This is a genomic window from Neisseria sp. P0004.S004 (assembly GCF_051963335.1).
Taxonomy (GTDB): Bacteria; Pseudomonadota; Gammaproteobacteria; order Burkholderiales; family Neisseriaceae; genus Neisseria.
This window is the reverse complement of sequence record NZ_JBQCUK010000003.1, coordinates 182,587-208,921: the sequence shown is the minus strand read 5'-3', so window position 1 is coordinate 208,921 and position 26,335 is coordinate 182,587. Positions and strand designations below refer to the sequence as shown.

General features: G+C 49.3%; 21 protein-coding genes. 10 read left to right on the top strand and 11 right to left on the bottom strand.

Annotated features, from left to right (window positions below; all coding sequences use genetic code 11):
• Nucleotides 1–69: 69 nt before the first annotated feature.
• From ACTHRY_RS03855 to rluD, 6 genes are all read right to left on the bottom strand, one after another.
• Nucleotides 70–594 (bottom strand): RDD family protein, encoded by a 525-nt coding sequence (locus ACTHRY_RS03855; RefSeq protein WP_049359744.1) that lies wholly within the window; start codon nucleotides 592–594, stop codon nucleotides 70–72.
• A gap of 91 nt (nucleotides 595–685) precedes the next feature.
• Nucleotides 686–1,105, bottom strand: a complete 420-nt coding sequence (locus ACTHRY_RS03850) for a hypothetical protein (protein WP_003746427.1) — start codon at nucleotides 1,103–1,105, stop codon at nucleotides 686–688.
• 147 nt (nucleotides 1,106–1,252) lie between these two features.
• Nucleotides 1,253–2,254 carry a DNA polymerase III subunit delta gene (gene holA / locus ACTHRY_RS03845; RefSeq protein WP_049359745.1) on the bottom strand — a complete coding sequence of 334 codons (1,002 nt, stop codon included), beginning with the start codon at nucleotides 2,252–2,254 and terminating at the stop codon, nucleotides 1,253–1,255.
• Nucleotides 2,254–2,733 carry an LPS assembly lipoprotein LptE gene (locus ACTHRY_RS03840; RefSeq protein WP_049359748.1) on the bottom strand — a complete coding sequence of 160 codons (480 nt, stop codon included), beginning with the start codon at nucleotides 2,731–2,733 and terminating at the stop codon, nucleotides 2,254–2,256. Before ACTHRY_RS03840 ends, holA begins: the two co-directional genes overlap by 1 nt.
• Nucleotides 2,734–2,853: 120 nt before the next feature.
• Nucleotides 2,854–3,624, bottom strand: a complete 771-nt coding sequence (gene pgeF, locus ACTHRY_RS03835; protein WP_049359750.1) for a peptidoglycan editing factor PgeF — start codon at nucleotides 3,622–3,624, stop codon at nucleotides 2,854–2,856.
• Nucleotides 3,625–3,707: 83 nt separating this feature from the next.
• Entirely contained in the window at nucleotides 3,708–4,832 is a 1,125-nt protein-coding gene (gene rluD / locus ACTHRY_RS03830) for a 23S rRNA pseudouridine(1911/1915/1917) synthase RluD (protein WP_049359752.1), read from the bottom strand.
• Here rluD and ACTHRY_RS03825 point away from each other — a divergent pair.
• The 5 genes from ACTHRY_RS03825 to pflA all read left to right on the top strand — a co-directional run bounded on the left by ACTHRY_RS03825 (nucleotide 4,831) and on the right by pflA (nucleotide 12,001).
• Entirely contained in the window at nucleotides 4,831–5,634 is an 804-nt protein-coding gene (locus tag ACTHRY_RS03825) for an outer membrane protein assembly factor BamD (protein WP_004519923.1), read from the top strand. The genes rluD and ACTHRY_RS03825 overlap by 2 nt on opposite strands.
• Before the next feature lie 321 nt (nucleotides 5,635–5,955).
• A complete protein-coding gene (locus ACTHRY_RS03820) occupies nucleotides 5,956–7,113 on the top strand; it encodes an ATP phosphoribosyltransferase regulatory subunit (protein WP_049359754.1) in 1,158 nt (385 codons plus the stop codon).
• A gap of 43 nt (nucleotides 7,114–7,156) precedes the next feature.
• Nucleotides 7,157–8,455, top strand: a complete 1,299-nt coding sequence (locus ACTHRY_RS03815) for an adenylosuccinate synthase (protein ID WP_049359756.1) — start codon at nucleotides 7,157–7,159, stop codon at nucleotides 8,453–8,455.
• A gap of 314 nt (nucleotides 8,456–8,769) precedes the next feature.
• Nucleotides 8,770–11,055, top strand: coding sequence for a formate C-acetyltransferase (gene pflB, locus ACTHRY_RS03810; protein ID WP_049359758.1), 2,286 nt, complete (start codon nucleotides 8,770–8,772; stop codon nucleotides 11,053–11,055).
• Between the two features lie 139 nt (nucleotides 11,056–11,194).
• A complete protein-coding gene (gene pflA, locus ACTHRY_RS03805) occupies nucleotides 11,195–12,001 on the top strand; it encodes a pyruvate formate lyase 1-activating protein (protein WP_049359759.1) in 807 nt (268 codons plus the stop codon).
• Between the two features lie 65 nt (nucleotides 12,002–12,066).
• Here pflA and ACTHRY_RS03800 read toward each other — a convergent pair whose 3' ends face one another.
• Complete coding sequence (locus tag ACTHRY_RS03800; protein ID WP_049359761.1) at nucleotides 12,067–13,779, bottom strand: proline--tRNA ligase; 1,713 nt, start codon at nucleotides 13,777–13,779, stop codon at nucleotides 12,067–12,069.
• A gap of 496 nt (nucleotides 13,780–14,275) precedes the next feature.
• Here ACTHRY_RS03800 and fghA point away from each other — a divergent pair, with 496 nt between their 5' ends.
• Entirely contained in the window at nucleotides 14,276–15,124 is an 849-nt protein-coding gene (gene fghA / locus ACTHRY_RS03795; protein ID WP_049322197.1) for an S-formylglutathione hydrolase, read from the top strand.
• Nucleotides 15,125–15,220: 96 nt separating this feature from the next.
• Here fghA and recA read toward each other — a convergent pair whose 3' ends face one another.
• The 3 genes from recA to ACTHRY_RS03780 form a co-directional block, all read right to left on the bottom strand.
• Entirely contained in the window at nucleotides 15,221–16,267 is a 1,047-nt protein-coding gene (recA, locus tag ACTHRY_RS03790; protein WP_049322198.1) for a recombinase RecA, read from the bottom strand.
• Nucleotides 16,268–16,414: 147 nt separating this feature from the next.
• Nucleotides 16,415–17,707: a 3-phosphoshikimate 1-carboxyvinyltransferase gene (gene aroA, locus ACTHRY_RS03785; protein WP_049322199.1), complete on the bottom strand. Its 1,293-nt coding sequence runs from the start codon at nucleotides 17,705–17,707 to the stop codon at nucleotides 16,415–16,417.
• 145 nt (nucleotides 17,708–17,852) lie between these two features.
• Nucleotides 17,853–20,417, bottom strand: coding sequence for a glycoside hydrolase family 66 protein (locus ACTHRY_RS03780; protein ID WP_049322200.1), 2,565 nt, complete (start codon nucleotides 20,415–20,417; stop codon nucleotides 17,853–17,855).
• Between the two features lie 320 nt (nucleotides 20,418–20,737).
• On the opposite strand from ACTHRY_RS03780, the gene cysG reads away from it, so the two are divergent.
• Nucleotides 20,738–22,135, top strand: coding sequence for a siroheme synthase CysG (gene cysG, locus ACTHRY_RS03775; RefSeq protein WP_101755210.1), 1,398 nt, complete (start codon nucleotides 20,738–20,740; stop codon nucleotides 22,133–22,135).
• Between the two features lie 53 nt (nucleotides 22,136–22,188).
• Here the strand turns inward: cysG and ACTHRY_RS03770 are convergent, their stop codons facing one another.
• The gene (locus ACTHRY_RS03770; RefSeq protein ID WP_440374060.1) at nucleotides 22,189–22,794 is read right to left on the bottom strand and encodes a CoA pyrophosphatase; all 606 of its coding nucleotides are present in this window, start codon (nucleotides 22,792–22,794) and stop codon (nucleotides 22,189–22,191) included.
• 175 nt (nucleotides 22,795–22,969) lie between these two features.
• Between ACTHRY_RS03770 and ACTHRY_RS03765 the strand changes: the two genes are divergently transcribed.
• Genes ACTHRY_RS03765 through ispE form a run of 3 tightly spaced genes read left to right on the top strand, consistent with a single transcriptional unit; the run spans nucleotide 22,970 to nucleotide 26,330 of the window.
• The gene (locus ACTHRY_RS03765; RefSeq protein WP_440374059.1) at nucleotides 22,970–24,832 is read left to right on the top strand and encodes a tetratricopeptide repeat protein; all 1,863 of its coding nucleotides are present in this window, start codon (nucleotides 22,970–22,972) and stop codon (nucleotides 24,830–24,832) included.
• Between the two features lie 56 nt (nucleotides 24,833–24,888).
• Nucleotides 24,889–25,473, top strand: coding sequence for a lipoprotein insertase outer membrane protein LolB (gene lolB / locus ACTHRY_RS03760; protein ID WP_049322206.1), 585 nt, complete (start codon nucleotides 24,889–24,891; stop codon nucleotides 25,471–25,473).
• Between the two features lie 8 nt (nucleotides 25,474–25,481).
• On the top strand, nucleotides 25,482–26,330 hold the full coding sequence (gene ispE / locus ACTHRY_RS03755) for a 4-(cytidine 5'-diphospho)-2-C-methyl-D-erythritol kinase (protein WP_049322212.1): 849 nt from the start codon (nucleotides 25,482–25,484) through the stop codon (nucleotides 26,328–26,330).
• Nucleotides 26,331–26,335 lie beyond the last annotated feature (5 nt).

The window sequence follows — 26,335 nt, the reverse complement described above, 5'->3', positions numbered from 1 at the left end:
GCCGTCTGAAACTTATCTTGAGTTTCAGACGGCCTTTATTTTATTTACGGATTGAGCCGCTTTTGGATTTTATTCGTTTGTTTTCTTCTGATTTAAATCCACCAGCCTTGTTCCGGCCAAGAAGTCGTAGAGGAACTGGCGGTCGGGATGGAACAGGGCGAAGCCCCATGGCAGGATGAGCCAGATGAGCGCGGCGCCGAATGCGCCTTTGGGCGGTATATTGAGCAGATGACGCAATCCGGCGTAGGCGAGAAGGGGGATGAAGACAATAAAAATGCTGGCCCAAATAAAGCGCAGGCGCAGTTGTGGTAGGGGCGGTTGGGTATCGTTTTTATCGGCTAAACCGATTTTCCATGTCTGCATGGCGAGGGTTTGGCCTTTTTTGTGCCAGTTGGCACGGAAGTAGAGCCACCATGCGTAGAACAGAATCAGACAGGTTGCCAGCATGGACAGGCGCGTGGAAACGGGATTGAGAAAAATGGCGACAATACCGGCTGCAAGGGCGGCAATGCTGGTCACGGCGCCGGTCAGCAGAAGTTCGTAAACCAGTGCGGCGAGGCGGCGTTTGAGAGGGGCGGTGGGAAGACGGGTCATAATGCGATAGAAACGGAAATGGGTTTGATGGCAATAAAAACAGGCCGTCTGAAACGGAGTGGGATGTTCAGACGGCCTGCTACTGTCGGGATTAGCGATGTGGACGTTTTTGACCGCGTGCCTGTTGGGCAGCCATTTGGTTCATTTCCTGACGGGTCGGACGTTTTTTGAAGATGGCGTGCGCTTCGTCAACGGAACATTTTTGTGACAGGCAAACCAAGGTAATCGCGTCTTTTTGATGTTGACCGCCGCTGTGGTACATGCGGCGCAGGTTGGCTTCGTTGATACGGCCTTTTTCCGGATCGATGTCGAATTTTTTCAGGCGCTCGAGGAATTGGCGTTGCTGACGGCGTGAAGTCCAAACGAAACCGCCTGCGGCAGCGGCCACGATGATGACGGCCAACAGGATGGCCAGTGGCCATGAATCGACGATCAGAACGATGATGAGGCTTAATACGGCAGTGGTCAGCAGGGCCAGGCCGCCGATGCGAAGTTTGGTTTTATTATCCATATGGTTGGTGTTTCCTTGTTTTTTGCTGGAAGAGGCCGTCTGAAATGCGAGGTTCAGACGGCCTGAATTTGAGTTTACGCTATTTTACAGTATTTTCTGTTTTTGGGGCGTATTGCGTGCAAGTTTCTTGACGCGCGGCAACGGTTTTCAAGCGGCCAACGAGGTAACGAGCTGTTTGAACTCGGTCCATGCATCGCCTTCTTCCGCGCCTTTGATGATGCGGTCGATTTTGGCGCAGGTTTTGAGCGCGTCGAGCAGGCGGTTGATGGCAATGCGTTTGGCCGCCATCGGTGCAAGGGTCTGCTTGTCGCCCCATAAACGCAGGCTGTTGCGCAGGCTTTGGATGTTTTGTCCTTGCTTGAGTGCGGCAGTCAGGCGGATTAGGGTACGGATGTCTTCTGCAACCGCCCACAACAGCAAAACCGGCTCTTCGCCTTCTTCTTCCAAACCGTCCAACAAACGGGAAACGCGCAGGGCATCGCCTTTCATCCATGCACCGGACAGTTGGAATACGTCGAAGCGGGCGACGGTGGCAACTGCGGCCTCTGCATCGGCAATATTGATCAAATGGCCTTTGGGATGGAGCAGGGCGAGTTTTTCGATTTCCTGACGGGCGGCCAAAAGATTGCCTTCGACGCGCTCGGCAAACAGGGCGAGTGCTTCAGGTTCGATATCTAAACCCTGCTGTTTCAGACGGCCCTGTATCCATTGCGGCAAAGCATGTGGCGCAACGGCTTTGGCTTCTAAGACGATGCCTTTGCCTGCCAATGCGGAAAACCATTTGGACTGGATTTGCGCTTTTTCAAGCTTGGGCAGTAGGATGAGCGTAACCGTATCTTCGGGCAGGCGTTCGGCAAAGGCTTGCAGGGCATCGCCTCCGTTTTTGCCGGGTTTGCCGTTGGGAATATGGATTTCCAGCAGTTTCAAATCGGCAAACAAACCTGCGCTGCCGGCACTTTGCAACAGCTCGTTCCAGTCAAAATTGTTTTCGGCGGTATAGACTTCGCGGTTGAGATAACCTTGTTTTTTTGCGGCTGCGCGCAGCGTATCCAATGCCTCGATGCGCAACAAATCCTCTTCGCCGTGGATGATGTACAACGGCTTGAGCGGCGTATCGGGGCGCAGGCTCTCAATGGGCGCGGCAGCCATTATTGCGCCTTCAGAAAAGTCAGGCGGCGGACGATTTGATCTGCTGCATCGATGCGCATTTCAGACCAAATGGTTTCTTCCTCTTCTTGTTTGCCCAAAACTTCGCTGTCAGCGTAGTCCATAGTGCGGTGCACCTTAACTTCCATCGGTTCGCCGACCGGCTCGCCGTTGCGGAAGGCTTGGGCTTTGACGGTCATGGCCAGCAGGTATTCGTTGATTGCGGCGGCGCGGGTGATGGTGTAGATGTCGCGGCGTTTTTGAAAGTCGACAACGCGCAGGGTGATTTGTGATTCGGCTTCGCTAACCGGATGGCCGTCGGCACGGCGTAAGGCATTTTCCAGCGCTTTTTGCATGACGGATCCGCCTTCTACATGCCAGTTTTGATAAGGCAGCGGCTGAGAAGTCACGCCTGTGCCTTTCAGGTGGAAACCGCAAGAGGCAAGCAATAGGGCGAGTGCGGGCAATAGGATTTTTTTCATTGGATATTCCTTCGTTGAAACCGGTTACGGTATCGTCGGATTATAACGAATAATGTTTAGGCCGTCTGAAACCGTAAACGGAAAGTATTTCAGACGGCCTTGTTTTTGATGGCGCAAATCTTATTTTTCCAACCAAATCAGGCTGACCATGCGGCCGGTTTGTCCGTCGCGGCGATAGGAGAAGAAAGTATCGCGTTCCAAGACGGTACAATGGGTGCCACCATAAATCATGTTCACGCCTTCGCGGTGCAGAACCATGCGTGCCAAAGCGTAAATGTCGGCAAGGTATTTGCCGCCGCCGATGTCTTCAAACGCATCGACAGCTTCCGGCATGGGGGTGCAAAACGCATCAAATACATCTTGCCCCACCTCAAACGCATCAGGGCCAATGGCAGGGGAGAGATAGGCCATGATTTCCAACGGCTCGACATTCATTGCCGCAATGGTGTTTTGCAAAACGCCGCCGGCCAAACCGCGCCAACCAGCATGGGCCGCTGCAACCACCGTCCCTGCTTTGTCGCAAAACAAGACGGGCAGGCAGTCGGCAGTCATTGAAGCACAGGCGACTGTTCCCGTCGTATCCACCGAGGCATCGGCGTCGGGCGTATTGTCTAACGCTTCGGCGGCGTTCACAACAATGGTGCTGTGGATTTGATTGAGGTAGGCAACGGGCAGGCCGACTTGTTCCTGCACGATTTCACGGTTGCGGAGCACGGCTTGCAGATTGTCGCCGACGTGCGAACCGACATTCAGGCTGCGGTACACGCCTTCGCTGACACCGCCGTTGCGCGTAGTAATAAGCGTTTTAACATTGGCAGGGGCAGGCCAGTCGGCAGTCAAAAAGTTCTTGTCTTGCGGGGCGAGGTTTAGGGTTTCTGTGATGGTTTTCATAAAATCTTTTAATCGCTGAAATATTGGAACGGATTGATTTCAGACGGCCTGAAATAATATTTTAGGCCGTCTGAAAAATGGGTTTAATCCCTTACATAAACGACTTCGACATCGTAGTCGTCTTCATTCCAATCGTCGTCATCGTCCGTGCCGAATTTCTCCTGCCATTCTTCCTCATTACTTAAAGACGAATCCAAGCCTGCTTCGAGGCGCAGGACGGAGAGCAAGTGGTAGATATCGTCGGGAATCGGGGCTTCAAAAGAGACGGTTTCGCCGGTTTTCGGATGGACGAAACTTAAGCGGTAGGCGTGCAAAGCCTGACGCGCGCCCAGACTTTTAACGGCTTCTTTTACCGGTTCGCTGCACGGATGGCGCAGGTTACCGTAAACAGGGTCGGCGGCAAGCGGGTGGTTGGCTTCGCGCATATGGACGCGGATTTGGTGGGTGCGGCCGGTTTCGAGCGAGCATTCGATGTAGCTGTGTGCCAGATAACGTTCCAACACTTTGACGTGGGTAATGGCAGGTTTGCCGCCGAATTTGACGACCGCCATTTTCAGGCGGTTGTGCGGATCGCGGCCGATTTGGGTTTCGATTTTGCCGTCAAAAGGAACGATGCCGTTGGCGATCGCGCGGTAAATGCGTTTGACCGTGCGCTCTTGAAGCTGTTGAACCAGTGAGTTTTGCGCCGGCAGGGTCTTGGCGACCACCATCAGGCCGCTGGTTTCCTTGTCCAAACGGTGTACGATGCCCGCACGCGGCACTTGGCTTAATTCAGGACAGTGCGCCAGCAGGCCGTTGAGCAGGGTGCCGCTCCAGTTGCCTGCGGCAGGGTGGACGACCAATCCGGCCGGTTTGTTGATGACGATGACGGTATCGTCTTCATAAATGATGTCCAAATCCATCGGTTCGGGCGTGAACGCGAGGTTTTCTTCGCTCGGACGTACCGTAACGGCAATCAATTCACCGCCTATCATTTTGTCTTTGGGTTGAGCGGGCTTATCGTTTACAATGACAGCACCCTCTTTAATCCACGAACTCAGGCGGCTGCGCGAGTAGTCGGGCATGAGTTTGGCCAATACGGCATCCAGCCTTCCGCCTGCCATTTCGAGCGGAACGGTCAAATTAACACAACTTTCTGTTTCGGGGGATGACGGAAAGTCTAAATCATCGCTATAATCGGCTTCGTTATCAAAGGAAGTATTCTGCATGAAAAAAATTCTTTTAGTAGTTTCTTTAGGTTTGGCACTGAGTGCCTGCGCAAATAAAGGCACAATCGATAAAGACGCCCAAATTACTCAAGATTGGAGTGTGGAAAAGCTTTATGCCGAAGCGCAAGACGAGTTGAACAGCAACAATTATACGCGAGCTGTCAAGTTATACGAAATTTTAGAATCCCGTTTCCCAAACGGCCGCTATGCACAGCAGTCCCAGTTGGATACGGCGTATGCCTATTATAAAGACGATGAGCCGGAAAAAGCCTTGGCTGCCATCGCGCGCTTCCAACGCCATCATCCGCAACATCCGAATATGGACTATGCGCTGTACTTGAAAGGTTTGGTCCTGTTTAACGAAGACCAGTCTTTCTTGAACAAGCTGGCTTCCCAAGACTGGTCTGACCGCGACCCGAAAGCTAACCGCGATGCTTATCAGGCGTTTGCTGAGCTGGTGCAACGTTATCCAAACAGCAAATACGCTGCCGATGCAACCGAACGCATGGCCAAGCTGGTGGACGCTTTGGGCGGTAACGAAATGTCTGTGGCGCGTTATTACATGAAACGCGGTGCTTATGTTGCAGCGGCCAACCGTGCGCAAAAAATCGTCAGCCGTTACCAAAATACCCGTTATGTCGAAGAAGCTTTGGCGATGATGGAATTGGCGTACAAAAAACTGGACAAGCCGCAACTGGCCGCCGATACGCGCCGCGTTTTGGAAACCAACTTCCCTCAAAGCCCGTTCTTGCAACACGAATGGCGATCTGACGATATGCCTTGGTGGCGTTACTGGCGTTAAGCGTCGGGTTGTTCAGGCATGAATAAGGCCGTCTGAAAATGATGCATCTATGCATTTGGTTTTCAGACGGCCTTTGTTTTTAATGTTTTTTTACGTTTCCTGCAAACAGGGTGCAAAATTTGTTTTAATATGGTAAAGTCTGATTTTAATAACTCGACGGTTTGAAGCCGTCACTCAGGGGCTGTTTAAATTTAAAATCAGTTTTGTTGAAGCTGCATCGGATGTGCCGTCGATGCATTCAGGAAAATTTCAGTCGTCAGGCTGATTTGGTTTTAAATTTAAGCAGCCCTTTGTGTTTACAAAAAACAGAGGTAGATTCTCATGAAGTCTTGGCAGCTTCCTGAACACGTCGCCGACGTATTGCCGACCAATGCGCGACAATTGGAAAGCGCCCGTGAGCGGCTGTTGGCTTTGTTCCGCGTGCATGGTTACGAATTGGTGCAGCCGCCGTTGATGGAATACAGCCATTCCTTATTGACGCATATCGATGCCGGGTTGTCTTTGAAAACCATTTTGGTCGTCGATCAGCTCAGCGGCCGCCAGCTCGGTATCCGCGCGGATATTACGCCGCAGGTGGCGCGCATTGATGCTCACTTGCTTTCCGCCAATCAAGGCATCAACCGTTTGTGCTATGCCGGTTCGGTGCTTCATGCGCGGCCTGACGGATTGCTCAATATGCGCGAGCCTTTGCAGGCCGGTGCGGAAATGTACGGCTTGGAAGGTATTAAAGCGGATATTGAATTGATTGATTTGATGCTGAAAAGCATGAAGATTGCCGATATGGGCGAAGTTTTGCTTTCATTGGGTCATATCGGCGTATTCCGTGCTTTGGCAAATGCCGCTCATTTGGACGAGCAACAATCGGCAACCCTGTTGTCATTGATGCAGGACAAAGATGCCAAGGCTGTCAGCCAGTTGGTCAAAGAGTGGAAACTTGACGGTATGTGGGCAAAAGCGTTTTCACTGTTGCCCCGACTGTACGGCGGTCGCGAAGTGCTGACTTTGGCCCGTGAGAAATTACCGGAATTATCCGCAGTCAGTGCGGCGCTGGATGAATTGCAGGCCGTATGCGATGCGTTCCCCAATCAAAAAGTGCATATCGATTTATCGGAATTGCGCGTTGACAATTACCATACCGGTTTGCTTTACGCAGCCTATGGTTCAAATCTTTATGATGCCGTGGCACGCGGCGGCCGTTATGACGGATTGGGCGGATACTTCGGACGCGCGCGCCCTGCTGCCGGATTCAGTTTTGATTTGCGCAGCTTTATCGGCCGCCTTCCTGCTATCGGACGGGAGTCTGTGGTGGCGGTTGATGTCAAAGACATGCCTGCGGCTCAAGAAGCGGTAGATGCTTTGCGCGAACAAGGACAATGTGTCGTTATCGATTACGGTATCGGCTACAACGGTTCGGAAGAGGTTACAGGCCGTCTGAAACAGGTAGACGGCGTTTGGAAAGTAATCGCTTTGAACGATTGAGTTTTATTTTGAAATTTTGTATCTGAAATAAGGTTAGATAGCTATGGCTAAAAATGTTGTCGTAATCGGTGCCCAATGGGGTGATGAAGGCAAAGGTAAGATTGTTGACTGGCTGGCAGAAGAAACCAGCGGTGTTGTACGTTTCCAAGGCGGCCACAATGCCGGCCATACTTTGGTCGTCGGCGGCAAAAAAACCATTTTGCGCCTGATTCCAAGCGGCATTTTGCATGAGACTTTGGACTGCTTTATCGGCTCAGGCGTCGTGGTTTCTCCTGAGGCATTGTTGGGTGAAATCGACGAATTGAACGCCGCCGGTGTGAAAAACGTTGAAGGCCGTCTGAAAATTGCGCCGACCTGTCCATTGATTCTGCCTTACCACATTGCGCTTGACCAAGCACGCGAAGCTTCCCGCGGTAAAAGCAAGATTGGTACAACCGGCCGCGGCATCGGCCCGGCTTATGAAGATAAAGTTGCCCGTCGTGCGATTCGCGTAGTGGACTTGTTGCACCCTGAAAAACTGGTTGAAAAACTGGAAGCTGTTTTGGCTTATTACAATGTCCAGCTGCAACACCTGCACCATGCCGAGCCGGTAAAACTTGAAGACGTGATGGCGGTGATTGAAAAAGTTGCGCCGCGCATTACGCCGATGATTACCGATGTTTCCCGTGTTTTGAACGAGAAAAACCGCAAAGGCGAAAGCCTGTTGTTTGAAGGCGCACAAGGTACGTTGCTGGACATCGACTACGGTACTTATCCGTTTGTAACTTCGTCCAACTGCTTAGCCGGTGCCGCTTCTGCCGGTGCAGGCGTAGGCCCGCAAATGCTGGATTACGTTTTGGGTATCGTTAAAGCCTATACCACCCGCGTGGGTTCCGGCCCATTCCCGACTGAATTGTTTGACGAAGTAGGCGCAGGTTTGGCTGAGCGCGGTCATGAGTTCGGCTCCGTAACCGGTCGTGCGCGTCGTTGCGGTTGGTTTGACGCGGCTGCTCTAAAACGCTCTATTCAAGTTAACGGCATTTCCGGCATGTGCATTACCAAGCTGGATGTCATGGACGGTGTTGAGAACATCAATATCTGCGTAGGCTATGAATTGCCTGATGGCAGCAAAACCGACATTCTGCCTTGCGGCTCTGACGCGGTGGAAACCTGCAAACCGATTTACGAAACCATGCCGGGTTGGAGCGAGTCGACTTTCGGCGTGAAAGAGTACGATAAGCTGCCTGAAAACGCTAAAGCTTACCTGAAACGTATTGAAGAAGTTTGCGGCGCGCCTGTGGCCATTGTTTCAACCGGTCCTGACCGTGAAGAAACCATCGTTTTGCACCATCCGTTTGCTTAATTGATGAAGTGAATAAAGGCCGTCTGAATTTTTCAGACGGCCTTTATATATGCAATGCAATAAAAATCAGCCCTGAAGAACACCTGTTTTCAGGGATGTTTTCAGGGATGAATTTTGTATTCTACGCCGATTTGAAGTACGAATGTTTGGAAAATGAGATGTAGTGCCAAGTAACAATTATTCTCATTGACGTAAATCAAGAAAAACCAAATCTGTAATTTTATTTCACAAAAACCCCTGTAAATAAATGGGTATTGATGTTATCCTTTCAGAAAATTTACAGTCTATATTTTCAATAAAATTAGGAGCTTGATATGTCAAATGATGTTCAGCAACGTCCTGCCGCTTGGGAAGGTTTTGTCGGTGGTAACTGGGAAACCAACGTAGATGTTCGCGATTTTATTCAAAAAAACTACACGCCATATGAGGGCGATGCTTCATTCTTAGCCCCTGCAACCGAAGCCACAACCAAGCTGTGGGCGGAAGTGATGGAAGGCATCAAGGTTGAAAACCGTACACACGAGCCGTATAAAATCGATGCGCAAATTGTCTCTGGCATTACCAGCCATGCTCCAGGCTATATCGACAAAGATTTGGAAACCATCGTCGGCCTGCAAACTGACGAGCCTTTGAAACGCTCGATCATGCCGTTTGGCGGTTTGAAAATGGTGCAAGACGCGTGCAAAGTATACAACGTTGAGTTGAATCCCGAAGTCAGCGAAATTTTCACCAAATACCGCAAAACTCACAACCAAGGCGTGTTTGATGTTTATACGCCCGACATCCGCCGTTGCCGCAAATCCGGTGTGATCACCGGCCTGCCGGATGCTTATGGCCGCGGCCGTATTATCGGCGACTACCGTCGTGTGGCATTGTACGGTATCGACTTCTTGATGAAAGACAAACTCAACCAGTTCAACTCACTGCAAGCCGATTTGGAAAACGGTGTGGACTTGGAAGAGGTCATCCGCCGTCGCGAAGAAATCAACGAACAATACAAAGCCTTGGGTCAAATGAAAGAAATGGCGGCTTCTTACGGCTACGACATTTCCGGTCCTGCAAAAAATGCACAAGAAGCCATCCAATGGACTTACTTCGCCTACCTTGCCGCCGTTAAATCTCAAAACGGCGCAGCGATGTCCTTCGGTCGCGTGTCTTCGTTCTTGGATATTTACATCGAACGCGACCTGAAAAACGGCGTAATTACCGAAACCCAAGCGCAAGAATTTATCGACCACTTGGTGATGAAACTGCGTATGGTCCGTTTCCTGCGTACGCCCGAATACGACCAACTCTTCTCCGGCGACCCGATTTGGGCAACCGAATCCATCGGCGGTATGGGCTTGGACGGCCGTACCTTGGTAACCCGCACCAACTTCCGCGTGCTGCATACCCTGTACAACATGGGTCCGTCTCCTGAGCCAAACATCACTGTATTGTGGTCAGAACAACTGCCGCAAGGCTTTAAAGAATTCTGCGCCAAAGTATCCATCGATACTTCGTCCATCCAATATGAAAACGACGATTTGATGCGTCCTGACTTTAACAGCGACGACTACGCCATTGCCTGCTGCGTCAGCCCGATGGTGGTCGGCAAACAAATGCAGTTCTTCGGCGCACGCGCCAACTTGGCAAAAACCCTGCTGTACGCAATCAACGGCGGCGTGGACGAGAAATCTAAAGAGCAGGTTGGCCCGAAAACCGAGCCGATTATGGACGAAGTTTTGGACTACGACACTGTCTTTGAGCGCATGGACAAATTCATGGATTGGTTGGCAACCCAATACGTTACCGCGCTGAACATTATTCACTACATGCACGACAAATACAGCTACGAAGCCGCGTTGATGGCGTTGCACGACCGTGACGTGAAACGTACGATGGCATGCGGTATCGCCGGTTTGTCTGTAGCCGCCGACTCATTGTCCGCCATCAAATACGCCAAAGTGAAACCGATTCGTGATGAAAACGGTATTGCCGTTGACTTCGAAATCGAAGGCGAATATCCGCAATTCGGTAACAACGACGACCGCGTTGACGATATCGCCTGCGACTTGGTGGAACGGTTTATGAAAAAAGTGGCCACCCACAAAACTTACCGCAACGCCACTCCAACTCAGTCTGTGTTGACCATTACTTCCAACGTTGTTTACGGTAAGAAAACCGGTAATACTCCGGACGGCCGCCGCGCAGGCGCTCCGTTTGGTCCGGGTGCAAACCCAATGCACGGTCGTGACGTCAATGGTGCAGTCGCTTCATTGACTTCCGTAGCCAAACTGCCATTTGAGTTTGCCAAAGACGGTATTTCCTATACCTTCTCCATTATTCCTGGCGCATTGGGTAAAGACGAGCATTCTCGCGAACGCAACCTTGCCGGTCTGATGGACGGTTATTTCCACCATGAAGACGGTATTTTGGAAGGCGGTCAACACTTGAACGTCAACGTATTGAATCGCGAGACTTTGGAAGATGCGATGCATCATCCGGAGAAATATCCGCAGTTGACCATTCGTGTGTCTGGTTATGCGGTTCGTTTCAACTCGTTGACCCGCGAACAACAGCTTGACGTGATTACCCGTACGTTCACAGAAACCATGTAATCCGGGTGGAGAAACAAACCAGAAGCTAAATTTGCATTTGGTTTGTTTTGAAACAAAGCTCCGAGGCCGTCTGAAATGTTCAGACGGCCTTTATTATCGTACAATCCATGTAAGCAAAAACATTTTTGAGCCGAACACTATGTCCACGACTTTTGCCATTACCCCCGAGCCGGAACTGAAAGACCTTGGCCACCGTCACTATAACGGCAAAGGCATTGTTCATTCGATTGAATCTTGCGGCGCTGTCGATGGTCCGGGTTTACGCTATGTCCTCTTTCTGCAAGGTTGCCTGATGCGTTGCCTTTATTGCCATAATCGCGATACTTGGGATTTGCATACCGAGCAGGCGCAGGAATTGGACGTGGCAACCGTGATGAAGCAGGTTATGACTTATCGTCATTATTTGCGTGCGACAGGCGGAGGCGTAACGGCAACCGGCGGCGAGCCGTTATTGCAATATGAGTTTGTACGCGACTGGTTTACGGCCTGTCGGGAACACGATATTCATACCTGTCTCGACAGCAATGGCTATGCTTTGCACTATGATTCGATTTTGGATGATTTGCTTGATCATACCAATTTGGTCATGCTCGACTTGAAACAAATCGATCCTGAAATTCATAAAGTGCTCGTCGGTATTCCCAATACCAAAACGTTGAAATTCGCACGCTATCTTGCCGAACGCAATCAGCCGACGCGGGTGCGTTATGTGGTTGTTCCCGGTTATACCGATGATGAGCGGTCAGCGCATTTATTGGGCGAGTTTATCGGTGATATGGATAATGTCGAAATGGTCGAGCTTTTACCGTATCACGAATTGGGCGCACACAAATGGGCTTTGTGTGGCGACGAATACAAATTAAAAGGCGTACATCCGCCGCCTAAAGAAACTATTTTGAAAATCAAAGAAATATTAGAGAGCTACGGAAAAAATATTATTTATTAAAACAGAAAAAGGCCGTCTGAAACGAGATAATCAGTTTCAGACGGCCTTTTTATCATTGAAAAAACTTAATCGTTCAATGCGACCAAAACCTTGGCAACAACTTCTGATACTGCAATGGCTTGAGCCTGATTGTCACGGCGCTCGGCATATTCGACATTGCCTTCTTTTAAGGCACGATCGCCGATGACGATGCGGTGAGGAATACCCAGCAGCTCGGAGTCATTCAGCAATACGCCTGCACGTTCGTCGCGGTCATCCAGCAATACATCCGCGCCTGCGGCCAGAAGCTCGGCATAGATTTTGTCGGCGGCTTCGCGTACAGCTTCTGATTTTTTGTAGTTCATCGGCACGATCACAACTTCAAACGGCGCCATCGCTTTGGTCCAAACAATGCCTTTTTCATCGTTGTTTTGTTCGATGGCGGCGGCCACAACGCGGGTAATACCGATACCGTAGCAGCCCATTTCCATGATTTGGGATTTGCCGTTATTGTCCAAGAAGCTGACATTCATGGCTTGAGTATATTTGTCGCGTAATTGGAAAACGTGGCCGACTTCAATACCGCGCGCCAGTTTCAGACGGCCTTGTTCGTCGGGGCTGATGTCGCCTTCGATGACATTGCGCAAATCGACAAATTCAGGCTCGGCAGCATTGCGGCCGAAGTTGAAGCCGGTATAGTGGTAGTCGTCTTCGTTCGCGCCGATAACCCAGTCTGCGCCTTTTTCGGTGGCGAAATCGGCATAGACTTTACCTTCGAAGTCGACAGGGCCGAGAGAGCCGCCGTTTGCGCCGAACTGTTCAACAATCGCGGCAGGGCTGGCCATGGTCAGTGGCGATTTCACGCCGGCCAGTTTTTCCGCCTTAATATCGTTAAATTCATGGTCGCCGCGTAACAGCAGCAGGACGAGTTCGCCTTCGTTTTCGCCTTCAACCACGATTGATTTGAGGGTTTGTTCAACCGGAATATTGAGGAATTCAACCAAAGACTCAATGGTTTTGACGTTTGGTGTATGTACTTTGGTCAACTCAGCTTGAGCAGCGGCGCGTTCGCCTTTAAGCGGCAAAGTCGGTGCCAGCTCGATATTGGCGGCGTAATCGGAAGTATCGCTATATGCAATAACGTCTTCGCCGCTTTCAGCCAATACTTGGAATTCGTGAGAGCCGGTACCGCCGATGCTGCCGGTATCCGCAGCAACAGGACGAAATTCCAAACCCAAACGGGTGAAGATACGGCAGTAAGCGTCGTACATATCTTGATAGGTCGTCTGAAGCGAGGCATAGTCGGCATGGAAGGAATAAGCGTCTTTCATGACGAACTCGCGCGCACGCATCACACCGAAGCGCGGACGCACTTCATCGCGGAATTTGGTTTGGATGTGGTAAAAGTTTTTCGGCAGTTGTTTGTAGCTGTTGACTTCTTTGCGCACGATGTCGGCAATGACTTCTTCGCAAGTCGGACCCATACAGAAATCGCGATCGTGGCGGTCTTTCAGGCGCAGCAGTTCTTTACCGTAAAACTCCCAGCGGCCGGATTCTTGCCACAGCTCGGCAGGTTGTACCACCGGCATCAGCAGCTCCACGCTACCCGCGCGGGCCATTTCTTCGCGCACGATATTTTCAACTTTGCGCAATACGCGCAGACCCATCGGCATCCAAGTATAAAGACCGGATGCGTTGGCTTTGATCAAGCCGGCACGGATCATCAGCTTGTGGCTGGCAAGTGCGGCTTCGGCAGGGGCTTCTTTAAGGGTAGAAATGAAGAACTGGGAGGCTTTCATGGCGTATTTTTCTTTCTTAAAAATAAGTGCGTATTGTAACGCAAAATGTATGGCCGCGTGTCTTTTGAATGGTATCTGATGAAATCGGCCGTTGTTTTACGCAGCTTTTGATTCGGGGTGATTTTTAGGGATGTCAACCCTAATTTATGCACAAAGCCGCATAACCTTGTTTTACCTATAAATTTTCACTGTATGATTATAGTAAAATCTTATAAATATAACTATTTGATTTTATTATGTTTTATTTGATTAAATTTTAGTCAATTTAAGACTTGGTTTGTTCCTAAAGAAAATTTTACGATTACCCAAAGCTTATCAACAGATTTATCCACAGAGATTGTGTATAGATTTTAAATGCTGTCGGCGTAATGATTTCGCATGATTGGCAAGCCTTGTTTAAAGCAGATTGGGTTGACTTAAAAGGATGGGGCAACAACACGATGGGCAGGTTTTGCGCTAACATTCTGCTTATTGTTGTTTCCCTACAAGGAATAAAATGAAAAATTCAGAATTGCATTTGCTGGAACGCAGAAAGATGTTTAACGGGCATCAGGAACGGTACCGCCATTTTTCTCAAACCTGCCGGACGGATATGGTATTTGATGCCTATCTGCCGCCACAAGTCTTAAAAGGCTATCCTGCGCCTGTTTTATATTTTCTTTCCGGCTTAAATAGTGATGGTTCTGAATTGGTTCGGCAAAGCGGAATCCAACGTTTTGCGGCGCAATGGAATATTATTGTGGTTTTTCCGGATACCTCGCCACGCGGTCAGCACGTTGCCGACAGTGAGGAACATTATCTTGGACAGGGTGCCGGATTTTATGTCAATGCAACTGAAGCACCTTGGGCGCAGCATTATCAAATGGAAAGCTATATCAGCCAAGAATTGCCTGATTTGATCGAGCATCATTTCCCGGTAATGAAAGAGCGCAGCATTGCAGGTTTCAGCATGGGCGGGCATGGCGCGCTGCAGTTGGCTTTGAACTATCCCGGCCGATATGCTGCGGTTTCCGCTTTTGCACCTTTATGTCATCCTATCGATACGGAAGGCGGCAGGCAGGCGTTTTCAGCTTATTTGGGTCAAAACGTAGAAACATGGAAACGCTATGACAGTACAGAGCTGCTTCAGGCGGCCTCGCATAAATTGCCTGTTTTGATTGATGTCGGCAGTGAAGATGCTTTGTATCCTGAAGTCCTACAACCGGAAGGGTTTGTCCGCTCAGCACGCGAAAAAGGTTTCAATATCCAATATAAAGTACGCCCGGGCTATGGGCATGACTATTTCTTTATTGCCAGCTTTATCGATTCGCATATCGAGTTTCACGCTCAGGCATTAGGGCTTTAAGCAGTATTGAATAAAAGGCCGTCTGAAATCCGATTAATGGTTGGATTTCAGACGGCCTTTTATTTGGTCTTTTTTGACCTTTTATTTCAAACAGACTTATTCTTCAGGACGTTCGCCGTCGGTATCGTCTAATTTGCCTTCGGTAATATCGACATTGATACCGACTGCCGCACGGATTTTGGCATCGATTTCGTTGGCAACATCAGGATTTTCTTTCAGCCAAACGCGGACGTTGTCTTTGCCTTGACCGATTTTTGCGCCGTTGTAGCTGTACCATGCACCGGATTTCTCAACGATGTCATGTTTGACGCCCAAGTCGATCAATTCGCCTTCCCAGCTGATGCCTTCGCCGTAAAGAATATCAAATTCGGCTTGACGGAACGGAGGCGCAACTTTGTTTTTGATGACTTTGACTTTGGTTTCGTTACCAATGACGTCATCGCCTTTTTTAATCTGACCGGTACGGCGGATGTCGAGGCGGACAGAAGCGTAGAATTTGAGCGCGTTACCGCCGGTTGTGGTTTCAGGGCTGCCGAACATCACGCCGATTTTCATACGGATTTGGTTAATGAAAACAACCAATGTATTGGTGCGTTTGATGTGGCCGGTCAGTTTGCGCAAGGCTTGGCTCATCAGGCGGGCTTGCAGGCCGACGTGGCTGTCGCCCATTTCGCCTTCGATCTCGGCTTTAGGCACAAGTGCGGCTACGGAGTCGACAACGACCATATCGATACCGCCTGAGCGTACTAATGTATCGCAGATTTCCAATGCCTGTTCGCCGGTATCCGGTTGGGAGAGATAGAGTTCTTCGACTTTTACGCCGAGTTTGCGGGCGTAAATCGGGTCAAAAGCATGCTCGGCATCGATGAATGCGCAGATGCCGCCATTTTTTTGACATTGGGCAATGGCTTCGAGACAGAGTGTGGTTTTACCGGAGGATTCCGGGCCGAAAATTTCAACCACGCGTCCACGGGGCAGGCCGCCGACGCCGAGCGCCAAGTCCACGCCGAGGGAGCCGGTGGAAATAACATCAAGGTTTTCTTCCTGTTGGCTGCCGTCCATTTTCATGATGGAACCTTTGCCGAAGTTTTTTTCGATTTGGGCAAGGGCTGCGGCTAAGGCTTTGCTTTTTTCGTCTGACATGTTTTCTCTCCGAAAGGAAATATGAATTGCTAAGAATTTATTTAGCTATTATCGCACAAATTAAGAAAAAGTATAGTTTTATTTTTGTTTTTCAGACGGCCTGTGTTTTTTGTATGCAACAGGCCGTCTGAAATGTTGAATAATCAATCAGTTGGTCAATGATGCAAAAACTTGGAAATAGTCGGGGAAAGTTTTATGCGTACATTTCGGGTCGTTGATGATGACGGGGACGCCCAAAAGCGAAACCAGCGAGAAACACATGGCCATGCGGTGGTCATCATAAGTGTCGATGACGGCATCGGGGGTAAGCGTTTTGGGCGGCGTAATATGGATGGCTTCGGATTCTTCAACGACTTCTGCGCCCAGTTTGCGCAGTTCGGTTGCCATGGCGGCGATACGGTCGGTTTCTTTGACGCGCCATGAGCCGATATTGCGCAGGGTGCAGGGCTGTTTGGTGGCCAATGCAACAATGGCCAAGGTCATGGCCGCATCAGGAATATGGTTGGCATCTAAATCAAAAGCCTGAATCTTGCGTTCGGCAGGACGGGAAATTTCAACAAAATTTTCGCCCCAAATGACATCTGCTCCGATTTTCTCTAATTCGCGGGCGAAGGCAACGTCGCCTTGAATGCTGTGTGCGCCGATGCCAGTTACGCGGATGGGTGTACCGGCAATCAGGCCTGCACCCAAGAAATAAGACGCGCTGGAGGCATCGCCTTCTACATATAAATGTTCGGGCGCATGATATTTGGCACCGGCCGGGATTTTAAATACACGGTAGTCTTCATTGATGATGTCCACACCAAACTGTGCCATCAGTTTGAGTGTGATGTCGATATAAGGCTTGGAAATCAACTCGCCTACCATGTGGATTTCAAAGGCTTGTCCGGTCAAGGGCAAAGCCATCAGCAGGGCGGTCAGGAATTGGCTGGAAACATTGCCTTTAATCGGAATAACGCGCTCGCCGTTGTCTTGGCGTTTGCCGATCCGAAGCGGAGGGTAGTTTTCATTGCCCAGATATTGTACGTCCGCGCCGGCAATGCGCAGCGCGTCCACCAAATCGCCGATGGGGCGTTCGTGCATACGCGGTACACCATGCAGATGATAGTCGCCACCCAAAACGGCAAGCGCGGCAGTCAAGGGGCGGAATGCCGTACCGGCATTGCCTAAAAACAAATCGGCGGATTGATTGGGAAAATGGCCGCCGGTGCCATGAACTTTCAGACGGCCTTCAGGTAAAGATTCAATTTGCACGCCGAGTCTGTCGAGTGCTTCAAGCATTCGGTCGGTATCGTCGGATTTGAGCAAAGAATGGATTTCGTAAACGTTGTCGGAGAGTGCCGCCAAGAGCAGCGTGCGGTTGCTGATGCTTTTGGATCCGGGCAGGGCAACGGTGGAGGGCTTGAGTGTGGAAGCGGGCAGGCGGATGGATTCGGTCATGGCTAGACTAAGCTCGTTTGAGTTGTAAATTAGACCGATATTATACGCAGGCAAAGGCCGTCTGAAAAATGGAAGTGGCGTTGCAGGCAAGAAAAGCCGGACTCTTTTTGAAAGTCCGGCTTTGGGATGCTCGATATTTTAATGGTTAACCTAAAATATGCATTAACTGGTCAATGTTGAACGTACCTTCGTCAAAGCGGAATTCGCTGACTGAGGGGATTTTTTGACCTTGGGCGTCGGTATGGATGTCGGCATATTGGTGGTCGATGGTGATGAGGTCGTTGTGATTGTTTTCGCCACGAATGGTGATGTTCCAAGTCGTGCCGTCCTTTTCGTTGACGGTTTCGAGCGACAGATCCGAGAGGAAAATGCCAGCGCCGAATTGGATGGCGTTTGTGCCGTGATGGTCGAAAATGGTGTCATGGCCTTCGCCGCGATTGAATACATAGGTATCGTTACCGGCTTCGCCGTGCAATATATCGTCCCCTAAGCCGCCAAACAGTGTGTCGTTGCCAGCGCCTCCGTGAAGGATATCGTTACCTGCTTCGCCCAACATAGTATCGTTACCGGCGCCGCCATACAGCGTGTCATTGTCTAAACCGCCGTTCAGATGGTCATTGCCACCGCCTCCGTAGAGAATATCGCTGCCGGCATCGCCGTTGATGACGTCGTCGCCGGTGCCGCCGGACAATTTGTCATTGCCGCTGCCGCCGTGAATCTCATCATTGCCCCGGTTACCGTAGATGATGTCTTCGCTTTCAGTACCTTTGATATGGTCGTCGGCGTGGGTGCCGTTGAATGTGGTTTTGCCGTCGGCAAAGGTTTGGCTGACGCTTGCCTGTCCTAAATTGCTGACATAAAGCATATCCCAGACATCCAGGCTCGGTACGGTGACTTCCAGTGCCACCGGTTTGCCGTTTTCATAGATGACGGAAGATTCCAATGTGTGCATGGATATATCGTCTGAGTCGGGGGAAGCCAGTTGTACGATGGCTTGCTCGGCCTGTTCTGCGCTGATTTCCATATCAAACGGGATTCTGACTTTAGGGTTGTCGAGTTTCAGCGTGTGGTGGTTGGAGCTGTTCCAATTGGTGTCTTTGTCGAGGCCTGCGAGATTGATTAATTGGACAACTCGGCCGCCGTCTGCGGTGGCTTTGGTCCATGTATAAACTTTGCCTCCTTCGCCTGAGGTGGAAGTCATGTCGTAGCCGTCGGATGCTACGATGGAGGCATGACTGTCTTTGAGTTCAACCAAGCCTTCGCCGCGAAGCAGCTCCTCATAGGCGGTAATGAATTGTTGATAGTTGAATTCTGATTTGGCCAGGGTTTCGTTGGTTTTGAGCGTTTGAGCGGGATAGTATGGATCTTGCAAAATACCAAAACCATGTGCGTTTTTATCCGGGTGGTTGTTTAATGCGGCAACAGTCATGTGGTAGCCGCCACTCGCTGCGATAACGGCATCGACCAGCAATTCGTTGTCCGGATTGAGTTCGGAAGAATGATCTTCCGGGTGGGTACCTTTTTGAGTATAGGCGGCAATAATCGGGGAAACGTGATTGTAATCGTACAGACGGCCTACCAAGCGTTTAAGCTCGGCATAGTTGTGGTTTTCATAATGGGTATTTCCGGCTGTATCTTTAAAATTGCGCGGCCAGATTTCTGAGTAAGGAACATCCATGCCTATGGTGGATAAGACATCGGCCCTGCCTGTGCTGATGTCGTTGATCATATAAGTTTGACCGTAATCGTGTAGCTTTTCCGCAGCTGCGGCTGACAAATCGTCATAACCGTCAGACATTCTGAAGTTTTCAGTCTTTTGGCCGTTTTGTATTTTGTAAACGAGGTTATCACCCATGGTATCGGCCTGCCAGCCGTCGAAGCCGCCTGTTTTCAGGGCTTTGATCATGGTGTTGACGATATAGTTTTGCCAGCTTTTGTCGGCAGGATCGACGAATTGTTGTACGGATGTTTTGGTTTCTGCACCGGCTTTGCCGAAGTTGGAATGCTCTTGGGCATTGTAGAGTTTGACATTATTTAAAATTTCTTTGATGGCCGGGTTATCGAGTTCGTCATTGGAGGCGGCGTTAAGCATATTGTAGAGCATGGCACTGCCGCCTTTTTCGTGAATTTTGTTTACGAGGTTTTTAATCAGCAGGGTATCGATTTGGGGAGGGTTGGGTTGGCCGTTGTTGACAGCCCAAGTCGCCCATTCTTGTTTGAAGCTGTTGACGTTTGGAAATGGATTGGAGGTTGTGTCGTACACATCATAGAAGAAATAATTGTTGATGTGCATTTGTGCCAGTTGCTCGATATTGTTTTGATAGCCTGCGAGCTGGTCATTGGTCATGGAGTTGTTTCGTTCTGCCGAATTATCGTTAGATCCCGCCACTACGCCATAGCGGGGAAAAATGGTCCAGTCGTCTTCGACAGACAATCCCAGTGTTTTGCTGGTGTGGTTGCCGGTGTTGTCAACGGTCTCTACTTTGACGACGTAGCCTGAATTGGGTGAAAAAATATCGGAAGAGAGTTTGACGGAGGTTGCGTCCAGATGATCCAATTTTTGGATTTCCGTCCCTAAATGGCTGACGGTAACAGAGGTGATTTTGTCTGTCTTATTGGAGATGTTCAGAATAACATCATCGCCGTTGGTATAGGCTGCCTTGTTAAAGAGAATAGTCGGTAAAGGGGCTGTTTTTGCTTCAGTTGTCATGCTGTATATTCGCTTCTAAATATTATATTTTGAAATTACCTTAACAAATTAATATCACTTAAGTTGTTGATATGGATAATTGTTAAGACTTTTTAGTAGACAGAGCGGAAAATAAGTTCCCCGTTTGATAGCAAATATCTAAAATAATTCGGCTTATGATTGAAATTCAAAAAAGGCCGTCTGAATGCTTTATTATTCGAAAGACGGTTTTTGCAGGCATATAACCAAACACCATAAGAAAATCAGAAACCATTCTTTCCTATTTTTTTAGACGGCCTTTAATATCGGCGGATAATCATTGATAAAGCAAGAACACGACCATGAGACATTATCCTTTGTTTGCCGATTTGAGAGACCGCCCAGTTTTACTGGCAGGTGCGGGTAAGGTTGCCGAACGCAAGGCGGAAAGCCTGTTGTCTGCCGGAGCGCGCGTACGCGTTGTTGCGGAAACTCTGAATCCGCAGTTTCAGCAGTGGGTGACTGAAGGGAAAATAGTTTGGCTGGGCGGCTTGTTTGAAGAAGCCATGTTGGACGAGGTGTATTTCGTTATTGCGGCGACGGATAATGGCATGTTTAACCGCCGTGTTTTTGAAGTGGCGGAACGACGGGCGAAATTGTGCAATACGGTGGATACGGCGGATTTGTGTTCGTTTATTGTGCCTGCCGTGGTGGATAGGGGGTCGTTGAAGATAGCCATATCCAGCGCTGGGACTGCGCCTGTATTGGCACGGAAATGGCGGCAGATTATTGAAACATTGATTCCGTTGCATACGGGCACGATGGCGCGTATTGCAGGTAAATGGCGCGAAAAGGTTAAACAGACGATTCATCATGTCGAACGACGCCGTTATTTTTGGGAAAAGTTGTTCGACAGCCGTTTCAGTATTTTTGCGGCTCAAAACAATATCGAGGCGGCAGAACGCGAATTGATAACGCAGTTGAATCGGGAAACGCCGTTTGGAGGCGAAGTGGTTTTGGTGGGTGCAGGGCCGGGCGATCCGGGCTTGCTGACCATACATGCTTTGCAGGCGATACAGGCTGCGGATACGGTGTTTTACGATGCTTTGGTGTCGGATGAGATTTTGGCGATGGTGCGCAAAGATGCGGTGAAAATCAGCGTGGGTAAACGTGCCGGTGCGCACCATGTTCAGCAGGAAGAAACCAACCGTCTATTGGTTGAACACGCTCAAAAAGGCGAGCGTGTGGTAAGGTTGAAAGGCGGCGATCCTTTTGTGTTCGGTCGCGGCGGGGAGGAAGTGCAAACCCTGCATCAGGCCGGGATTGCCTACCGCATTGTGCCGGGTATTACTGCCGCGCTTGGAGCTACTGCTTATGCCGGTATTCCGTTAACCCATCGCGATTGTGCCCAAAGTGCTTTATTTGTAACTGGCCACAGCAAACATGAAGGCAGTCAGCCCGATTGGCAGACTTTGGCGTTAAGCCGTCAAACGCTGGTGATTTATATGGGTACACTTAAAGCGGCTGAAATTGCGGGAAAACTAATGGCTTATGGCAGGCAGCCTTCTACGCCCGTTGCCGTGATTTCTAATGGCACTTTACCCAATCAAACCGTGCGGACAGGCCGTCTGAAAGATTTGGGCTTGTTGGCTGCCGAAGCAGAGCGTCCGGCTTTAATGGTGATTGGCGAAGTGGTTGCCCTGCGCGATGAGATGAAATGGTTTGGAGAATTTGTCGAATGCTATGAAGAAGCGGCGTAAAGAGGATTGATCAAATAAGGCCGTCTGAATATTGGTTTTCAGACGGCCTTGCCTTATTTAAAAGCTTGGCAATATTGCTGATAACGTTCTGCCAGTCCATATAGGATGATTGCTGTCAGCCCCCAGATGTCGTAGTGCCGAAAAGGTAGGACGGGGAGGGCGAGGGTTTGATTGTTGTGATGAAGTTGGCGGAATGTGTAGTTTTGCAGGTTTAAGGCGAAGTCCAAAGGCAGATAAAAAATTTCTGCTACTTCGTCGGGATTTGCTTTTGGGTTGATGGGCTGGGTGCAAATTGCCGGAACAGGCGTAACACGGTAGCCGGAAGGCGTGTCATAAAAGGGTAGCGGCGCAAAAGTCTGCCATGCGGCAATCGGAATGGCGGTTTCTTCATAAGCTTCTCTTAACGCCGTTGCCGTTAGGCTGTCGTCTTGGGCATCTTTGCGGCCGCCGGCAAAGGCGATTTGCCCGGTGTGCTGCCTTAAGGTTTCGGCCCTTTTGGTCAGTAAGATTTGCCACGTTCCTTCATGCAAGACAATGCCGACCAAAACGGCTGCTTCTTTGACCGTGTGGGCGGTAACTAATTGATTACGCTCTGCTTGCATACGGCTGCTGAAGCGTGAAGCTTGAGTGAGGAAATGGATAAGGTGGTCGGTATTCATCTTTGATGCTGATGGTTTTATGCAGATGAGGATTACACAAGGTTTACGGTTGCTGTGTCAACAAAATAGGGTGCGTGTGTTACAGTTATGTCTGAATGATAAATAAAGCTTTGCGTCTGTTCTGCAAGTGCTTAGGCCGTCTGAAAATGTCGGCAGGTTCTCAAAAAGGATAGTTATGTTGTTTTCCCCATCCCGTATTCGAGTAGCAGCTGCGGCTGTCATGATGTTGTTTGCTACACAAACTTTTGCCGCGCCCGGCGATTCAAAGGCTGTTTTTGAATCGGCTAAGATTATCAAAAAGAAAAGCCGCGCCGACCGTTTTTCTCCTGAAGAGCGCGAACAGGAACGGATACGTCTGTTGGGTATACAAAACCGCACCTCGCAGGTTTTTACTTTGTTAAATTCAGAACTGGCCTTGCAAAAGGGCGATGCGGCTTCTGCGCTGTTTACTTATATTTTGACTTTGCATCGCACCAAATCTCCCGAAGTGGCCGAACGCGCTCTGGAGATGGCGGTTTCTTTAAACGCATTTGAACAGGCTGAAGCCATTTATCAAAAATGGCGCGAAATCGAGCCGGAGCCTGGTGAAACACAAAAGCGCATGACTTGGTTGCGCAATTTGCTGCTGGGCAAAGCCGATAAGAATTTGAGCGGATTGGACAAGGTGATTGCCGGCGGTAGTGAAGACGAGCAAAAGCGCGTGTTCCTGCTTTTGGCACAAACCGCAGCCCAACAGCCGAATCTGACCAGCGATGCGGTCAAACAGGTGCATAAAACGGCCTTGAATTATCAAGACTTCCCTGAAGCAGCGATTGCGGATGCAATTTTTAGTGCAAAAGACGGTCAAAAGAAACATGCTATTGCCGCATTGCAGCGATTGGCCAAGTTGGACAATGAAATTTTGCCGCCGACTTTTGTTACCCTGCGTCTGATGGCGCAACGGCATCCTGATATTCTGGACGGCTTCTTCAAAGAGACAGACACCAAAACCTTATCTCCGATTTGGCAGGAGTTGGACATTGCCAATTTGATCGCCCATGGCCAAAATGATAAGGCTTTTAAGCGGTTGCAGACTTTGTTGGAAGAAAATCCCAACCCTGATTTGTATATTCAGGCCGCCTTATTGTCAGCGAGCAAGACGGAAAATATTTCTGCGGTAAACAGTTATCTGGAAAAGGCTTATAAAGTCGGTACGGAAGAGCAGCGCAGCCGTGCAGCGTTGATTGGTGCGGTTTCTTATAATGATGTTGAAGAATTGGCCAAAGCCAAACAATGGCTGGATAAGGTAACGGCTACGGCTTATACATTTGATAAAACCATTTTGGCCGCTTCTATCGAAGCCAAACAGGGCAACCATAAAGAGGCTTGGGCTTTGGTGCAACGTGCACAAAAAATGCCCGAGCAAAGAGGACGTTATTTTGAAGCTAAGGATTTGTTGAGTACGGCTTTGTTCGTATTGTCTAAAAATACCAATCTTCAAGAATCGTTGAACGCTTTGAACAGCTTGGTAAATTCCACCGAAAAATCCTTGAAAACCCAAGCTTCTCCCGAGCTGCTTGCCAATGTGTTGTATCAGCGTTCGATGGTTTATGAAAAGCTGAATCAGCCAGGCAAGGCGATTGCCGATTTGCGCCGTGTGGTAGAGCTGTATCCGGATAATCCGCACGGTTGGAATGCTTTGGGCTATACCTTGCTGTCCAACGGCAAGGATTTGGAAGAAGCGTTTAAAATGGTTCAGACGGCCTATCAAATGGAGCCGGAAAGCGCAGCCATTAATGATAGTGTAGGCTGGGCTTATTATCTTAAAGGCGATGCCCAAATGGCTTTGCCGTATATCCAATATGCCTACGAAAAAGAACCTGAAGCCGAAGTTGCCGCGCATTTGGGCGAAGTCCTATGGACGCTTGGCGACCAAGACAAGGCCAAAGAAATCTGGAATGACGGTTTGAAACGCGGAAGCAATCTCCGAGTATTAAAAGAGACAATGTCCAAATTCGGTATAATATCTAGCAAACCACATATTCAAAAACACAAATAAAACCCAAAGGCCGTCTGAAAAGCGTTTGATTTCAGACGGCCTATGAAGGAATATCCATGAATTTAAAACAATTATCATCGGTTGCAGCCTTATTGCTTTTAGCTGCCTGTGCGCAGCCAAACTTACCTCAGCAAAACAGTTGGCAAGCGGCCGAGCAGGTGCAGGATTTTAGCGCAGACGGTCGCTTGGCTGTCAAAGTGGAAGGCAAAGGCTCTTATGCCAATTTTGACTGGACTTATCAGAACGCGGTTCAAACCATTGATGTCAATACACCGTTGGGCAATACCGTAGGCCAACTGTGTCAAGACAGCGAAGGCGTATTGGCAGTAGACAGTAAGGGTAAAGTTTATCAGGCGGAAACGGCTGAAGAATTGAGCAGACAGCTTTTGGGTTTTGCTTTGCCGGTTCAATATCTGCATATTTGGGCAGATGGCAAACGCGTTGCCAATGCGCCATATAAAATCCTGTCTGACGGCCGTCTGGAGCAGTTTGACTGGACAATATCGCGCACATTAAATAGTTCGGGACAGCCCAAAACGCTACAACTTGAAAATGCCAAGTTTAATATCCGCTTGGTGTTCGACACGGTAAACCACTCTTTGGATAAAAATGGACAAACCCGATGCGCAGCACGCAAATAGAGGATAACATGTCTGTTTCAGCGGAAATCCAAGCCTTTCCTGCACCGGCCAAATTAAATTTAGATTTGAGGATTACCGGCCGCAGGAGCGATGGTTATCATAATTTGGAAAGTATTTTCTGTTTGATCGGCTTATACGATACCGTTCATCTGAAAATGCGTACCGATAGGCAGATTATTCTGCATACGCCGGTTGAAGGACTTGAGCCTGAGCAAGACTTGACTTATCGGGCGGCTAAATTATTACTGCCTCATGCAAGCGTGCCGCACGGCATTGAAATTTGGTTGGATAAAGTGATTCCGACCGGCGGAGGCTTAGGCGGCGGCAGCTCCGATGCAGCCACGGTCTTAATGGTTTTAAACCAATGGTGGCAATGCGGCTTGAGCAGGCAGCAACTCATTGATTTAGGCGTAAGTCTTGGTGCGGATGTTCCTTTTTTTATTTTTGGCAGAAGTGCTTTTGCCAAAGGCGTGGGCGAGAAGCTGGCTGAAATAGATGTTCCTAAACAATGGTATGTTATCGTTAAGCCCCCCGTCCATGTGGCAACCGCTAAAATTTTTGCACATGAAGGCTTGACACGGGATACTAAACCCAGCATAATGCCGACTTTCCAATCGTTACAGCCGTTTCAAAATGATATGCAGGCGGTTGTATTTCAGGAATATCCTGAAGTTTGGAAGGCTTATGTTGAGTTATCCCAATATGGTCATGCATTAATGACCGGCTCCGGGGCTTGTTTGTTTATAGCAAGTGAATCTCATCAAGAAGCAAATACAATTTACCAACAGGTTTCTCAATCATATGAAGCTTATTGTGTGGAAGGATTAGATATTCATCCGCTGTTTCATATGATTTAGTAAGT

What these genes read in the sequence shown, in the direction of transcription:
- lolB (WP_049322206.1), top strand. Translation starts at nt 24,889, where the DNA reads ATGAATTTAAAACAATTATCATCGGTTGCAGCCTTATTGCTTTTAGCT.
- recA (WP_049322198.1), bottom strand. Translation starts at nt 16,267, where the DNA reads ATGTCAGACGAAAAAAGCAAAGCCTTAGCCGCAGCCCTTGCCCAAATC.
- ACTHRY_RS03850 (WP_003746427.1), bottom strand. Translation starts at nt 1,105, where the DNA reads ATGGATAATAAAACCAAACTTCGCATCGGCGGCCTGGCCCTGCTGACC.
- ACTHRY_RS03820 (WP_049359754.1), top strand. Translation starts at nt 5,956, where the DNA reads ATGAAGTCTTGGCAGCTTCCTGAACACGTCGCCGACGTATTGCCGACC.
- pflA (WP_049359759.1), top strand. Translation starts at nt 11,195, where the DNA reads ATGTCCACGACTTTTGCCATTACCCCCGAGCCGGAACTGAAAGACCTT.
- ACTHRY_RS03855 (WP_049359744.1), bottom strand. Translation starts at nt 594, where the DNA reads ATGACCCGTCTTCCCACCGCCCCTCTCAAACGCCGCCTCGCCGCACTG.
- rluD (WP_049359752.1), bottom strand. Translation starts at nt 4,832, where the DNA reads ATGCAGAATACTTCCTTTGATAACGAAGCCGATTATAGCGATGATTTA.
- holA (WP_049359745.1), bottom strand. Translation starts at nt 2,254, where the DNA reads ATGGCTGCCGCGCCCATTGAGAGCCTGCGCCCCGATACGCCGCTCAAG.
- ACTHRY_RS03825 (WP_004519923.1), top strand. Translation starts at nt 4,831, where the DNA reads ATGAAAAAAATTCTTTTAGTAGTTTCTTTAGGTTTGGCACTGAGTGCC.
- aroA (WP_049322199.1), bottom strand. Translation starts at nt 17,707, where the DNA reads ATGACCGAATCCATCCGCCTGCCCGCTTCCACACTCAAGCCCTCCACC.
- ispE (WP_049322212.1), top strand. Translation starts at nt 25,482, where the DNA reads ATGTCTGTTTCAGCGGAAATCCAAGCCTTTCCTGCACCGGCCAAATTA.
- ACTHRY_RS03800 (WP_049359761.1), bottom strand. Translation starts at nt 13,779, where the DNA reads ATGAAAGCCTCCCAGTTCTTCATTTCTACCCTTAAAGAAGCCCCTGCC.
- pflB (WP_049359758.1), top strand. Translation starts at nt 8,770, where the DNA reads ATGTCAAATGATGTTCAGCAACGTCCTGCCGCTTGGGAAGGTTTTGTC.
- ACTHRY_RS03815 (WP_049359756.1), top strand. Translation starts at nt 7,157, where the DNA reads ATGGCTAAAAATGTTGTCGTAATCGGTGCCCAATGGGGTGATGAAGGC.
- pgeF (WP_049359750.1), bottom strand. Translation starts at nt 3,624, where the DNA reads ATGAAAACCATCACAGAAACCCTAAACCTCGCCCCGCAAGACAAGAAC.
- ACTHRY_RS03765 (WP_440374059.1), top strand. Translation starts at nt 22,970, where the DNA reads ATGTTGTTTTCCCCATCCCGTATTCGAGTAGCAGCTGCGGCTGTCATG.
- fghA (WP_049322197.1), top strand. Translation starts at nt 14,276, where the DNA reads ATGAAAAATTCAGAATTGCATTTGCTGGAACGCAGAAAGATGTTTAAC.
- ACTHRY_RS03840 (WP_049359748.1), bottom strand. Translation starts at nt 2,733, where the DNA reads ATGAAAAAAATCCTATTGCCCGCACTCGCCCTATTGCTTGCCTCTTGC.
- cysG (WP_101755210.1), top strand. Translation starts at nt 20,738, where the DNA reads ATGAGACATTATCCTTTGTTTGCCGATTTGAGAGACCGCCCAGTTTTA.
- ACTHRY_RS03770 (WP_440374060.1), bottom strand. Translation starts at nt 22,794, where the DNA reads ATGAATACCGACCACCTTATCCATTTCCTCACTCAAGCTTCACGCTTC.
- ACTHRY_RS03780 (WP_049322200.1), bottom strand. Translation starts at nt 20,417, where the DNA reads ATGACAACTGAAGCAAAAACAGCCCCTTTACCGACTATTCTCTTTAAC.